General features: G+C 62.9%; 10 protein-coding genes. All 10 read right to left on the bottom strand.

The annotated features are described in order from the left end of the window. Positions 1-132: 132 nt before the first annotated feature. Positions 133-1,002 (bottom strand): urea ABC transporter ATP-binding protein UrtD, encoded by an 870-nt coding sequence (urtD, locus tag CAF77_RS25255; protein ID WP_064379155.1) that lies wholly within the window; start codon positions 1,000-1,002, stop codon positions 133-135. Continuing rightward, positions 999-2,078, bottom strand: coding sequence for an urea ABC transporter permease subunit UrtC (urtC, locus tag CAF77_RS25250; protein ID WP_064379157.1), 1,080 nt, complete (start codon positions 2,076-2,078; stop codon positions 999-1,001). Before urtC ends, urtD begins: the two co-directional genes overlap by 4 nt. Continuing rightward, positions 2,078-3,580, bottom strand: a complete 1,503-nt coding sequence (gene urtB, locus CAF77_RS25245; RefSeq protein WP_064379160.1) for an urea ABC transporter permease subunit UrtB — start codon at positions 3,578-3,580, stop codon at positions 2,078-2,080. Before urtB ends, urtC begins: the two co-directional genes overlap by 1 nt. A 159-nt stretch (positions 3,581-3,739) precedes the next feature. Next, entirely contained in the window at positions 3,740-5,005 is a 1,266-nt protein-coding gene (urtA, locus tag CAF77_RS25240; protein ID WP_007950596.1) for an urea ABC transporter substrate-binding protein, read from the bottom strand. Positions 5,006-5,210: 205 nt separating this feature from the next. Next, entirely contained in the window at positions 5,211-6,221 is a 1,011-nt protein-coding gene (locus tag CAF77_RS25235; protein WP_085655588.1) for an iron ABC transporter permease, read from the bottom strand. Next, complete coding sequence (locus CAF77_RS25230) at positions 6,218-7,165, bottom strand: ABC transporter substrate-binding protein (RefSeq protein ID WP_085655587.1); 948 nt, start codon at positions 7,163-7,165, stop codon at positions 6,218-6,220. Before CAF77_RS25230 ends, CAF77_RS25235 begins: the two co-directional genes overlap by 4 nt. After that, positions 7,162-7,950, bottom strand: a complete 789-nt coding sequence (locus CAF77_RS25225) for an ABC transporter ATP-binding protein (RefSeq protein ID WP_085655586.1) — start codon at positions 7,948-7,950, stop codon at positions 7,162-7,164. Before CAF77_RS25225 ends, CAF77_RS25230 begins: the two co-directional genes overlap by 4 nt. A 12-nt stretch (positions 7,951-7,962) precedes the next feature. Next, positions 7,963-10,089, bottom strand: coding sequence for a TonB-dependent siderophore receptor (locus tag CAF77_RS25220; RefSeq protein ID WP_085655585.1), 2,127 nt, complete (start codon positions 10,087-10,089; stop codon positions 7,963-7,965). 162 nt (positions 10,090-10,251) lie between these two features. Next, on the bottom strand, positions 10,252-11,631 hold the full coding sequence (locus CAF77_RS25215) for a PepSY domain-containing protein (RefSeq protein WP_085655584.1): 1,380 nt from the start codon (positions 11,629-11,631) through the stop codon (positions 10,252-10,254). Between the two features lie 79 nt (positions 11,632-11,710). Further along, the gene (locus CAF77_RS25210; RefSeq protein ID WP_085655583.1) at positions 11,711-13,831 is read right to left on the bottom strand and encodes a TonB-dependent copper receptor; all 2,121 of its coding nucleotides are present in this window, start codon (positions 13,829-13,831) and stop codon (positions 11,711-11,713) included. Positions 13,832-13,871: the final 40 nt, after the last annotated feature.

The raw sequence follows: 13,871 nt of genomic DNA, 5'->3' as shown, positions 1-13,871 counted from the left end.
AACTCTCCCCGGTGATCGTTCCCACGCTCTGCGTGGGAATGAATCCCGTGACGCTCCGCGTCACATAACGGCGGACGCGGAGCGTCCATGGCGGCATTCCCACGCGGAGCGTGGGAACGATCGGATTCCTCTTCAGCGGCCGAGGTAAACCTCGATCACGCGCTCGTTGTCCTGCACCTGTTCCAGCGACCCCTCGGCCAGCACGCTACCCTGATGCAACACGGTGACGTGGTCGGCAATCGAGCCGACGAAGCCCATGTCGTGTTCCACCACCATCAGCGAGTGCCTGCCCGCCAGCGACTTGAACAGCTCGGCGGTGAACTCGGTTTCGGCGTCGGTCATGCCCGCCACCGGTTCATCGAGCAGCAACAATTGCGGGTCCTGCATCAGCAACATGCCGATTTCCAGAAACTGTTTCTGCCCGTGGGACAGCAGCCCCGCCGGACGATTGACCGAGGTGGTCAGGCGAATGGTGTCGAGCACTTCGCTGATCCGGTCTTTCTGCTCGCCGCTCAACTTCGCCCGCAGGCTGGCCCACACCGACTTGTCGGTTTTCTGCGCCAGCTCCAGGTTCTCGAACACGCTCAGCGCTTCGAACACCGTCGGTTTCTGGAACTTGCGACCGATGCCGGCCTGGGCGATCTGCACTTCGCTCATCTGCGTCAGGTCGAGGGTTTCACCGAACCACGCCTTGCCGTGGCTCGGCCGGGTCTTGCCGGTGATCACGTCCATCAGCGTGGTCTTGCCCGCGCCGTTGGGGCCGATGATGCAGCGCAGTTCGCCGACGCCGATGTACAGGTTCAGATTGTTCAGCGCCCGGAAGCCGTCGAAGCTGACGCTGATGTCTTCCAGGGTCAGGATCGTGCCGTGGCGGGTGTCGAGGCCCGGACCGACGCGTTGCCCGAGGCCGATCGAGTCGCGGCTGGTGCCTTCGTCCTTGTTCGGCTCCACCGGGAAAAACGCCGGTTCCAGCATGAATTCAGCGCTCGCCGTGACTCTCATGATTCACCTCGTTTCTTCAGCAGACCGATCACGCCTTTGGGCAGGTACAACGTCACGACGATGAACAGCGCGCCGAGGAAGAACAGCCAGTATTCGGGGAACGCCACGGTGAACCAGCTCTTCATGCCGTTGACCACCCCGGCGCCGAGCAGTGGGCCGATCAGCGTGCCGCGCCCGCCAAGGGCTACCCACACGGCAGCTTCGATCGAGTTGGTCGGCGACATTTCGCTCGGGTTGATGATCCCCACCTGCGGCACGTACAACGCACCGGCCAGACCACACAACACTGCGCTCAAGACCCAGACGAACAGCTTGAAACCGCGCGGGTCGTAGCCGCAGAACATCAGGCGGTTTTCCGCATCGCGCAACGCGGTCAGCACCCGGCCGAACTTGCTGCGGGCCAGGCGCCAGCCGATGAACAGGCTCGCCACCAGCAGCAACACCGTCGCCAGAAACAGCACCGCGCGCGTGCCGGGTTCGGTGATGCCGAAACCGAGGATCGTGCGGAAATTGGTGAAGCCGTTGTTGCCGCCGAACCCGGTCTCGTTGCGGAAAAACAGCAGCATCCCGGCGAAGGTCAGGGCCTGGGTCATGATCGAGAAATACACGCCCTTGATCCGCGAACGGAAGGCGAAGAAACCGAACACCAGTGCCAGCAACCCCGGCGCCAACACCACCAGGCACATCGCCCAGAGGAAGCTGCCGGTGCCGCTCCAGTACCACGGCAACTCGGTCCACGACAGGAAGGTCATGAACGCCGGCAGACCATCACCGGCGGCCTGACGCATCAGGTACATGCCCATCGCATAACCGCCGAGGGCGAAGAACAGGCCGTGACCCAGCGACAAAAGACCTGCGTAACCCCAGACCAGATCCAGCGCCAGGGCGACGATGGCGTAGCAGAGAATCTTGCCGACCAGCGTCAGGGTGTAGGCCGAGACATGCAGCGCGCTGTCTGCCGGCAACAGCGACAGCAGCGGCAGGGCGATCAGCAAGGCGAGGATCACCGCGCCGACAGCGAGGGTGACTTTGGGGCCGGCCTTTTGCGTGGCCGTGACTAGTAGAGGCTGGTTCATCAGTCGATCACCCGTCCTTTCAGTGCGAAGAGGCCTTGCGGACGTTTCTGGATGAACAGAATGATCAGCGCGAGGATCAGGATCTTGCCGAGCACCGCACCGATCTGCGGTTCGAGAATCTTGTTGGCGATGCCCAGGCCGAACGCGGCGAACACGCTGCCGGCCAGTTGGCCGACGCCGCCGAGCACCACCACCAGGAACGAGTCGATGATGTAGCTCTGGCCGAGGTCCGGGCCGACATTGCCGATCTGACTCAGGGCCACGCCACCGAGCCCGGCGATGCCCGAGCCGAGGCCGAAGGCGAGCATGTCGACGCGCCCGGTGGGCACGCCGCAGCAGGCGGCCATGTTGCGGTTCTGGGTGACGGCACGCACGTTCAGACCGAGGCGGGTCTTGTTCAGCAGCAGCCAGGTCAGCACCACTACGAACAAGGCGAAGGCGATGATCACGATGCGGTTGTACGGCAGCACCAGATTCGGCAACACCTGAATCCCGCCGGACAGCCATGCCGGATTTGCCACTTCCACGTTCTGCGCACCGAACACCAGACGCACCAGCTGAATCAGCATCAGGCTGATGCCCCAGGTGGCGAGCAGGGTTTCCAGTGGGCGGCCGTAGAGGTGACGAATCACCGTGCGCTCCAGGGCCATGCCGATGGCGGCGGTGACGAAGAACGCCACCGGCAGCGCGATCAGCGGATAGAACTCGATGGCCTGCGGGGCGTAGCGCTGGAACATCAACTGCACGACGTAGGTCGAGTAGGCGCCGAGCATCAGCATCTCGCCGTGGGCCATGTTGATCACGCCGAGCAGGCCGAAGGTGATCGCCAGGCCGAGTGCCGCGAGCAGCAGAATCGAACCGAGGGACATGCCACTGAAGGCCTGGCCGAGCAGTTCGCCGACCAGCAGTTTGCGCTTGACCTGGGCGAGGCTGGTTTCGGCGGCGGTGCGCACGTTGGCGTCGGTTTCCACGCCGGGTTCGAGCAGGCCTTCGAGGCGGGTGCGGGCCAGCGGGTCGCCGGTTTCACCGAGCAGACGCACGGCCGCGAGGCGCACCGCCGGGTCGGTGTCGACCAGTTGCAGGTTGGCCAGTGCCAGGCTCAGGGCGGCGTGGACGCTTTCGTCTTGTTCGCCAGCCAGTTGCTGGTCGAGGAATTTCAGCTGCGCGGGTTTGGCGCTTTTCTGCAATTGCTGCGCGGCGGTCAGACGGGTTTTGGCGTCGGCGGCGAGCAATTGGTGGCTGGCCAGTGCGGTGTCGATCAGACCCCGCAGGCGGTTGTTCAGGCGCAGGGTTTTGGCTTGGCCGTCGACGGTCAGCTCGCCTTGTTGCAGGGCGTTGATCAGTTCAACACGCGCCGGATCGGGCTGCGCGGCCCAGGCTTCCAGCAGTTTGGCCTGTTGCATCGGGTTGGCGGCGACGAAGTCTTCCGCATCTCCGGCATGGACGGCCATCGGCAGCAAAAGTGTGACGGCCAGGATCAAGCGGTAAAGGGCAGTGGGCATATGAAATGGCCTTGCGTAGTGATCGTTCCCACGCTCTGCGTGGGAATGCAGCCCGGGACGCTCCGCGTCCCAAAAGCGGACGCAGAGCGTCCATTGAGGCATTCCCACGCAGACGGTTCGACGCCTCGACGTGGGAACGATCAGGTTGAGCGGGTTAACTCAGTTGCTCTTCACCGCATACTCCGGCTTCTTGTCGTTACCCGGAATGAACGGGCTCCACGGCTGCGCACGGATCGGCCCCTCGGTCTGCCACACCACGTTGAACTGACCGTCGCTCTGGATCTCGCCGATCATCACCGGTTTGTGCAGGTGGTGATTGGTCTTGTCCATGGTCAGGGTGTAGCCGGACGGCGCGGCGAAGGTCTGGCCGCCGAGGGCTTCGCGGACCTTGTCGACGTCGGTGGATTTGGCTTTCTCCGCCGCCTGCGCCCACATGTGGATGCCGACGTAAGTGGCTTCCATCGGATCGTTGGTCACCGCTTTGTCGGCGCCCGGCAGGTTGTGTTTCTTCGCGTAGGCTTTCCAGTCGGCGACGAATTTCTTGTTCGCCGGGTTATCCACCGACTCGAAGTAGTTCCACGCCGCGAGGTTGCCCACCAGCGGCTTGGTGTCGATGCCGCGCAGTTCCTCTTCGCCCACCGAGAACGCCACCACCGGTACGTCGGTCGCCTTCAGGCCCTGGTTGGCCAGCTCTTTGTAGAACGGCACGTTGGAGTCGCCGTTGACGGTGGAGATCACCGCGGTCTTGCCGCCGGCCGAGAATTTTTTGATGTTGGCGACGATGGTTTGATAGTCGCTATGACCGAACGGGGTGTAGACCTCTTCGATGTCTTTGTCCGCGACGCCTTTGGAATGCAGGAACGAACGCAGAATCTTGTTGGTGGTGCGCGGGTAGACGTAGTCGGTGCCGAGCAGGAAGTAGCGCTTGGCGCTGCCGCCTTCTTCGCTCATCAGGTATTCAACTGCCGGGATCGCTTGCTGGTTCGGCGCGGCGCCGGTGTAGAACACGTTCGGCGACATCTCTTCGCCTTCGTACTGCACCGGGTAGAACAGCAGGCCGTTGAGTTCTTCGAACACCGGCAGCACCGATTTGCGCGACACCGAGGTCCAGCAGCCGAACACCACCGCGACCTTGTCCTGAGTCAGCAACTGGCGGCCCTTTTCCGCGAACAGCGGCCAGTTCGACGCCGGGTCGACCACCACCGGCTCAAGCATCTTGCCGTTCACCCCGCCCTTGGCGTTGATCTCGTCGATGGTCATCAACGCCATGTCCTTGAGCGACGTTTCGGAGATCGCCATGGTGCCGGACAACGAATGCAGAATCCCGACCTTGATGGTCTCGGCGGCCTGTACGGTCCAGGTCATGCCCATCGCGGCAATGGATGCCGTGAGTGTGAAAGCCTTGATCAAACTGCGACGCTTCATTGTGCGATCTCCATGAACGTTAAAGTTTTTTATGGTTGGCAGATGCGAACGACTGAAGGCTGTTTTGCAAGGGCTGTGCCCGGTCGGGTTTGAGCAGGGAAATGTCGGTTTAGAGCGGTCGCGCTTAGAGTCGGCGCACCATGAGGGGACGTGTTGCATGCAAAGGTGCAGCGGGGTGCGCCAGATTGGGGCGCACCCGGAGGATTCAGCGGCGGCGCATCAGGCCGATGAAGAACAGGCCGCCGAGGGCTGCGGTGGCGACGCCGATGGGCAGGTCTTCGGGGGCGATCAGCGTGCGTGCGGCGACATCCACCCAGACGAGGAAAACGCTGCCGAGCAACACGCACACCGGCAGCAGACGCCGATGCTCGGCACCGATCAGGCGCCGGGCAATGTGCGGCACCATCAGCCCGACAAAGCCGATGGAGCCGCTGATCGACACCAGCACTCCGGTCATCAACGAAGCAATCACGAACACCCGCAGACGCACCGCCCGGGCATTCAGGCCAAGGGTGACGGCGGTCTGTTCGCCGGCCATCAAGGCGTTCAGCGGACGGGCCATGCCGATCAGCAGAATCAATCCGAGCAGGACGCTCAACGCCGGCACCGCCAACAATTCCCAGCGGGCCAGTCCGAGGCCACCGAGCATCCAGAACATCACCGCCGAACTGGCCCGGTGATCGCCCATGAACAGCAGCAGATTGGCGATCGCCATCATTACGAACGACACCGCCACGCCACACAGCAGCAGACGATCACTGTCCAGCCGGCCCTGACGGTTGGCGATGCCCAGCACCAGAACCATGCTCAACAATGCGCCGATGAATGCTGCAATCGGCAAGGTCAGCAGACCGACGATTTCACCGACGTGCAGCACCACGATCACTGCGCCGAGGGTGGCACCGGAGGTGACGCCAAGCAGGTGCGGATCGGCCAGCGGATTGCGCGTGACCGCTTGCAGCACCGCGCCGATCAACGCCAGCCCGGCGCCGACCAATGCACCGAGCAACATGCGCGGCACGCGGATCAGCCAGACGATGTGTTCCTGGCCTGCGCTCCAGTCCGGCACGCCGAGGCCGAACAGTTTGTGCAGCAGAATCCGCCACACCACGTCCACCGGCACCCGCGCCGGACCGAAGCCCAGCGACACCACGCACGACACCAGCAGCACCGCACCGAGGGCGATCAGCAGCAGCGCATAGCGACGATCGATCATTCGCCGTGGAACCCTTTGGCCAGGGTTTCCACGGCGAGCACATTGTCGATCCCCGGCGTGGCCTGCACGTAGGGGATGACAATAAAGCGCTGGTTCTTGATCGCGTCCACCGATTGCAGCGCCTTGTTCTTCAGCAGGAATTCAATCTTCTGCTCGGCGGTGATTTCGCTGTAGTCGACGATCACGATCACCTGCGGATTGCGCTCGACCACGGTTTCCCAATTGACCCGGGTCCAGCTCGCTTCAACGTCATCGAGAACGTTGCGCCCGCCGGCGGCGTCGATCAGCGCTTGCGGCATGCCGAGGCGGCCGGAGGTCATGGCGCGGTCTTCGCCGCTGTCGTACAGGAATACCCGTGGTTTTTCGGCAGGCAGGTCTTTGCGAATTTCCGCGACCTGACTTTGCATGTCTGCGATCAATGCGTTGGCACGGTCCTGCACGTCGAAAATCTTTCCGAGGTTGCGCAGGTCGTTGTAAGTGTCGTCCAGCGTGGCGGCCGGGCGCTTCATCACGAAGGCGCAGGACTCGGTCAGCTCATAGACGTTGATCCCCAGCGGTTGCAGGGTCTGCGGGGTGAGATCGCCGCCGACGCGCATGCCGTAATCCCAGCCGGCGAAGAAGAAGTCGACGTTGGCGTTGAGCAGGGTTTCCACTGACGGGTACTTGGCTGCCAGCTCCGGCAAACCGTCGAGCAGCGACTGCATTTCAGGCGTCACCGATTTCCAGCCACTGACGCCGCTATAGCCGGCCATCTTCGATTTGAGGCCGAGGGCGAGCATCATCTGGGTCATGTTGATGTCGTGGCTGACCGCGTGTTTCGGCGCTTGCTTGAAGGTCACTTCGCGATTGCAGCTCTGGATCGTCAGCGGGTACTTCGTGGCCTCGGCAAAGGCTTGGGTGGTGCCCAGCAACAGGGCGAGGCAAAGCAGGGAGCGCACAGTCATGGTCGGGTTATCCAGGTGATTCGCGGGTAGCCGTGGAGGGGGTGGGAATCGATCAATGCTTCGACGCCGAACACGTCGCGCAGCAGTTCGACGGTCAGGACTTTTTGCGGCGTGCCGCTGGCGACGATCCGGCCGTGGTTGATCACATACAACCGGTCGCAGAAGGCGGCAGCCAGGTTCAGGTCGTGGATGCTCGCCAACGTGCCGATCTGCAAGCGCTTGACCAGTTGCAACAGCTCCAGCTGATAACGCGGGTCCAGATGGTTGGTCGGCTCGTCGAGGATCAGCAGTTGCGGTTGTTGGGTCAGGGCCCGGGCGAGGATCACCCGCTGTTTTTCACCGCCGGACAGCGTGGCGAACGCGTGATCTTCGAAGCCATCGAGGCCCACGGATTTGAGGGCCTGGGTGGCGAGATGGTGATCGTCCAGCGTGTCGCCGTCGAACAGGCCTTTGTGCGGCGTGCGGCCCATGGCGACCACTTCTTCGACGGTCAGGCCGAAGGCGTCGGGGAACTCCTGCAGCACCACAGCGATGCGTTGCGCGCACCAGCGCGAGGATTGTTTCCACACGTTGTGGTGATCGAGCCTGACCTCACCGTGTTCCGGCTGGCTGAAGCGATAGGCGCAGCGCAACAGGCTGGTCTTGCCGCTGCCATTGGGACCGATCAGCCCGACGAACTCCCCGGCGGCCACTTGCAACGAGGCGTCACGCAGCTGGAACTGGTGATGGCAATGGCCGTGGCCCAGAGGTGTCCAGGCGAGATCGGTGAGGGACAGTGAGCTCATTTCGTTCCTGTTCTAGAAGGTGTAGTCAGCGGTGACAAAGAACGAACGAGGCTCACCCAGAATCCACTGCTGCCCCTCATTGTATTGGCTTTGCGCGTACGTCCGGTCAAACAGATTGTTCACCTGCAAGCCCAGCGTGGTGTTGCGCAGGGCTTTCCACGACAGCGTCGCATCGACCACGGTGTAGCTCGGCAGCTCGTTGCGGTTGGCCATGTCGGCGTAGCGCGCATCGACATAACGCACACCGGCGCCGGCTTTCAGGTCATCGGTCAGCGCCTTGCTCAACCACAGATTGGCGGTGCGCCGTGGCACGTCCACCGGGCGATTGCCGTTGCGCGACACCGGCACACCGCCGACCACTTCTTCGAAATCGTCGTACTTGGCTTTGACGATGGCGGCGTTGGCCTGCAGTTGCCAGGCGTGTGGCAATTGCAGATCGAGGCTCGCTTCCAGGCCGTTCGACGATTGCTGGCCGACCTGCTGCTTGAGCGTCGGGTTGCCCGGGTCGTCGGTCAGCAGCTTCTTCTTGACGATGCGATACGCCGCCAGCGTGAACTCGCCGCGCTGATCCCAGAACAGCTGCTTCAGGCCGATCTCGGTTTGCCGCGCGGTGGACAGGTCATATTGCTGCTGACTCGGGCTCAGGGAAATCAAACCGCCGATGCCATCGGTGCTGGTGGCGACCTGGCCGTAGAACGAGGTGTCCTGGGTCAGCGCGAACACCAGGCCGGCCTTCCAGTTGTTGCCGGTCAAGGTCTTGTCGCTCTGGCTGCCATCGACCAGGTTGTTGCGATCCACGTGCACGTAGTCGCGGCGCACACCGGTCACCAGCGACCAGCGTTCGCTCAGTTGCGTGCGGTTTTCGGCGAACACCGACATCTGTCTGGTGGTGCTGTCGAACTGATCGCGATACGGATCGGCGCTCTCGAAATAACCGGTCTGCGGGTGATACCGATCCAGCGGCTGGCCGTTCGGCAATACGTCGTTGAATGGCGAGTTGCTGTCGAGCTGAAAGCGAATACGGTTGTAGTCGACACCGGTCACGGTCTGGCTGTCGAGGCCGAACAGCGAATGCTTGAAGGTGAAGGTCTGGCGGTCGCCGACCTGTTCCTGCTTATGGCCGATGCCAAAATAGCCGCTGCGGCTGAGCTGTTGGCTAGCGATATCGAAGTTGTAGTTCTCGGCGTTCTGCCAGCGGCGCTGGGCTTTCAGGTAGTACAGCTCATTGCTGGCGCTGACCGCATCGTTGATCTGCCAGTCAGTGGTCAGGCGCGTCCATTGATCGTTGTAGTGCTGCTGGTCGTCGCGCACGTTGTAGTTCTTGTTGCGCAGGCTGTCCTTCAACTGGCCGTTGATCAACGGCGTGCCGAAGTAGTTCTGCGGGCGCTGATCGCCGTAATCGTGAGCGAGGGTGAAAGTCAGATCATCGGTGGCCTGCCAGCGCAGGGCGGCACTGATGAAGTCGCTGGACGAATCACCGCGATCGACCCAGCCGTTGCTGCGCAGGCGGTTGAGGTTGAGGCGATAGCTCAGGGTGTCGGTCAGCGAACCGCCGCTGTCGAACGCCTGCTGCTGACTATCAAACGAGCCATAACCGACCCGCACATGGTTTTCGATTTCGCCTTCGAACGGCTTTTTCGGGATCACATTGACCACCGCGCCGGTCGCGCCTTCGCCATACAGCACCGAGGCCGGGCCGCGCAGCACGTCGACGCGCTCCACCGACCAGGTGTCGACCGGAAACGTCACGGTGCCCATGCCGGTGTACATGCGGTTGCCGTCATACAGCTGCATCACCGAACTCTGCCCGGTAAAACCCCGGGCCTGCAACGAGGTGCCGCCATCGCCCGGCGTGCCGGTGTGGCTGATGCCGGTGCTGCGCGACACCGCGTCCTGCACGCTGCGGTCGCCACGGGCGCGGACTTGTTCGCCGCTCAGGCTTTCGACACTGGCCGGGGTTTCCATGGCGCTGAGGTTCAGACGCGAGCCGGCGCTGGTTGGCGTGCTCAGGCTGACGGTCTGGTCGTCATTGGCCAGGGCGGTGATGGTGCCGGTGGGCAGCGTCAGCGGGGCGTTGTCGGCGTGGGCGCTGTTGTTCAAGGCGAACAGACAGAGGCTGGACAAGAGGTACTTGTTCATCGGGACGGTGAATCACTTCTTCAAAAGAAAAGCCCACAGCCTCATGACAGTGCATGGCTGCGGGCAGAGCAGCAAATTTGCGTTATACAGTAACACTAAAAATTGCCGGAGTTTAAGCCCCGGCAGTTTAAAGATCTGTCTGGATCGCGCATCTCGCGAGATTCACGATGAAGTTGAGGCAGATTCAGTTTGCCGGCCCAGACGCGACACCAGCAGCCGATCCAGCAACCACACCACTACCAGCGAAGCCCCCACCAGCGGAAACACCACCGCCAGCACGAGCATGATCGCCACCCCGGTTTTCCACTTCGGCAGATCGTGGCGCAGCGGCGGCACGCCGAATTTTCCTTGCGGGCGGCGCTTCCACCAGATCACCACGCCGCTGACAGCGCTGAGGAGGATCATCAGGCAGATCAGCAACACGACGATCTGATTGAAAGTGCCGAACATCTTGCCTTCGTGGAGCATCACGCCGATCTCGGTAGCGCGGGCAACAGCGCCGTACTGCTCGAAGCGCACATCGGCGAGAACCTTGCCGGTGTACTGATCGATGTGCAGTGTCGCGTCGTTGCGTGGGTCGTCGGCGAACACGGCGATGGTGAACACGCCGGTGGCGGTGGTCGGCATTGTGATGCTGTAGCCCGGCTCGACCTTGCGCTCGATGGCGATGTTCTGCACATCCTGCAGGCGGATGGTCGGTGCAGCGGGACCGTGTTGCATGCCGCCGTGGGCCATGTGTTCGGCGTGGTCACCGGACATCGGCATCGGCGTGTTTTCCATCGCCCACGGCACAGTCTGACGCGTGGCGTTGTTCAGGCTGCCAGCCTCGACGTCGGAGGTCGGCACGTTGTTCCACATCGCCGCCGGGAACACGTTCCACACCTGGGCGTACTGCTTGCCCCAGAAGCCGGTCCAGGTCATGCCGCTGAGCAGCATCACCAGCAGCAGTGCCGCGCCCCAGAATCCGGTCACGGCATGCAAATCACGCCACAGCACGCGGCCGCGACTGCTCAGGCGAGGCCACAGAATTCCCGCTGCCTGACCTCGCGGCCACCACAGGAAAACTCCGGACACCACCAGCACCACTCCCCAGCCTGCGGCCATTTCGATCAGTCGGTCACCGACGGTGCCGATCATCAGTTCGCCGTGAATCGCCCGGGCGATGGCTTGCAGGTTCTGCCTGGCATCCTGCTCGCCAAGGATGTCGCCGTGGTACGGATCGACGAACACGTTCAGCTCATGGCCGGCATTGGCCACGACAAACTGCGCGCTGCGCTCGGCATTCACCGGCGGCAGGTACTGCGTGACCTGGCCCTGTGGATAAGCGCTTTTGACCTTTTGCAGCAAGTCATCGGCCGGCACCGTGTGATGCCCGGCGGGGACGTTCAGCAGGCTGCTGTACATCAGCGAATCGAGCTGCGGCTTGAACAGGTAAATGATGCCGGTCAGGGCCAGCATTACCATGAATGGGGCGACGAACAATCCGGCATAAAAATGCCAACGCCAGGCCAGGTTGTAGAAATTCGGTTTGGGCTGTTTCATCACGTGTGCTCCGCTTGGCTTGGATCTTCTAGTTGTCTGTTGTCGCCCGCTCCCTGAAGGGAGCGAGCGCCCTTCAGGGTTAGAAACTCATGTCCACCTTGGTCCAGAGCGTGCGCCCCGGTTCATTGATCGCTTGCGGGTCGTTCGCCGGGTAGCCGAACCCGGCGTTGCCCGCCAGGTTCAGGTGTTCGGCGTAAGCCTTGCCGAACAGGTTGTCGACGCCGGTACTGACCTTCCAGTTTTTGTTGATCCGGTAGGCACCGTTGAGCGAGAACACGCCGAAGCCTGAACTCTTGTCGTAATCCTTGCCGACCACGTTGCCCTTGTTCTGGTCGATACGGTTTTGCGCGGCGACCACCCTCCACAGTGCGCCGGCGCTCCAGTTGTCTTCGCTGTAGGTCAGGCCGAAGCGGGCATCCAGCGGCGGCATCTGCGGCAGTGCCTTACCGTCGCTGCTGTTCTTGCCCCAGGCGTAGGCCAGGGTCGCATCGGCTTTCCAGTTGTCGGTGAGTTTGTAGGCGGCACCGAGTTCACCGCCCATGATCCGCGCGTCGATGTTCTCGGCGCGGGAGGTGCTCATGCCCATCATCGTCGGGGTGTAATCGAACAGGATGTAGTCGCGCACCACGCCGATGTAGCCCGAGGCCCAGGCTTCGAGGTCGGCGTCCTTGTAGTTCACGCCGAAGTCGAGCTGGGTGGTCTTTTCCGGTTTGATCGAATCGAACGCGTTGACCGAACCCGCGGGGCCGGATTTGGGCGAAAACAGCTCCCAGTAATCCGGAAAACGTTGCGCGTGGCCGAGGCCGGCGTAGAGCGTGGTCGGGCTGTCGGCCAGGTCATGCTCGTAACGGATGAAGCCGCTCGGCAGGGTGTCGGCACGGGTATCGCCGGCAGTTGGATTGGGCCGGGACATCATTCCCGAGCCGGTGGTCTGCCGGAAATCCCTGGCCGAGGCGCGGTCGACCCGGGCGCCGGTAATCAGCCGGTCGCGGTCGGCGGCGTACCAGGTCATTTCGCTGAACACCCCGTAGTTGTGGAAGTCGGCATCCTTGGTGAACGGCTGATCCTTGTAGGTATCGATGCCCATGCCGCTGCGCTGCCGGTGTTCGTTGGTCTGCGCATCGAGGCCGGTGATCAGCTGGATTTCGGCCCAGCGCCAGGTGGCCTTGATCCGGGCGCCGAGGGTGCGGCGGTCGACGTTGGACGCCATGGGCCCGGCCATCATTCCGGTGCCGGATGGCGTGCGCAGCGTGTAGTTGTCCATCACGTGGTCGGCGTAGTTGTAGTAGACCTGCGCTTCGAGCTTCTCCAGCACATCGGTGATGTTGGACTTCTCGACGCGCAGGCCGAGGCTTTCGCGCAGGAATTGCGAGCCGTCCATGCCGCGTCCGGCGTAGCGCGCTTCGCCGTCGCCCTTGCCGGCGGTGAGTTCGATCAGGGTGTCGGCGTCCGGGGTCCAGCCCAGCGCCACGTCGCCGTTCCACTTGTCATAGCGCGAGGCAACGATGTCGTTGTTGCCGTCGCGGTAGTCGTCGGAATGCGCGGTGTTGCCGATCACCCGCACGTAGCCCAGCGGTCCGCCGGCCGCCGCATCGACGACCTTGTCGAAGCGCCCGTGGGAGCCGGCCAGCACGCTGGCGTTCACCCGGGTGCCGAGTTCGCCGAAGCTTTCCGGCTCGCGGTCGAACAGGATCGTGCCGGCCGAGGCGCCCGGTCCGTAGAGCACGGTTTGCGGGCCTTTGATCACCGTGAGTTTGTCGTAGGTCTCGGGCGAGATGTACGAGGTCGGCGCGTCCATCCGGCCGGGGCAGGCGCCGAGCATCATGCTGCCGTTGGTGAGGATGTTCAGGCGCGAACCGAACATGCCGCGCAATACCGGATCACCGTTGGTGCCGCCGTTGCGCACCAGGGCGAAGCCGGGAATGGTCTTCAGGTAGTCGCCGCCGTCGCTGGCCGGCACTGGTTGGCGCGGGTCTTTCGGGTTGGTGACGATGGTCAGCGGCGAGCTCGGGGCGATGGCGGTGATCACCGTCGGGCTCAGTTCGTCACCGTGGCCGGCGTGTTCATCGGCGTGGACCAGCGGGGACAGCAGGACGCCGCAAAGGACGGCGGTAGCGTGCCTGAAACGAACGCGGGATTCGTTCAGGGCAAAGGACGCCGGGGCAGAGCCCGGGCGTGGGACAGCAGAAAACCTGGACATGACAATTTCCATCAAACAGTCGTAAACGACACGGCCGGCA

Origin of the sequence: Pseudomonas sp. R15(2017) (assembly GCF_002112685.1) — a bacterium.
GTDB lineage: Bacteria > Pseudomonadota > Gammaproteobacteria > Pseudomonadales > Pseudomonadaceae > Aquipseudomonas > Aquipseudomonas glycinae.
Note: the sequence above shows the minus strand (reverse complement) of the source record. Positions and strands in the feature narration are given on the sequence as shown.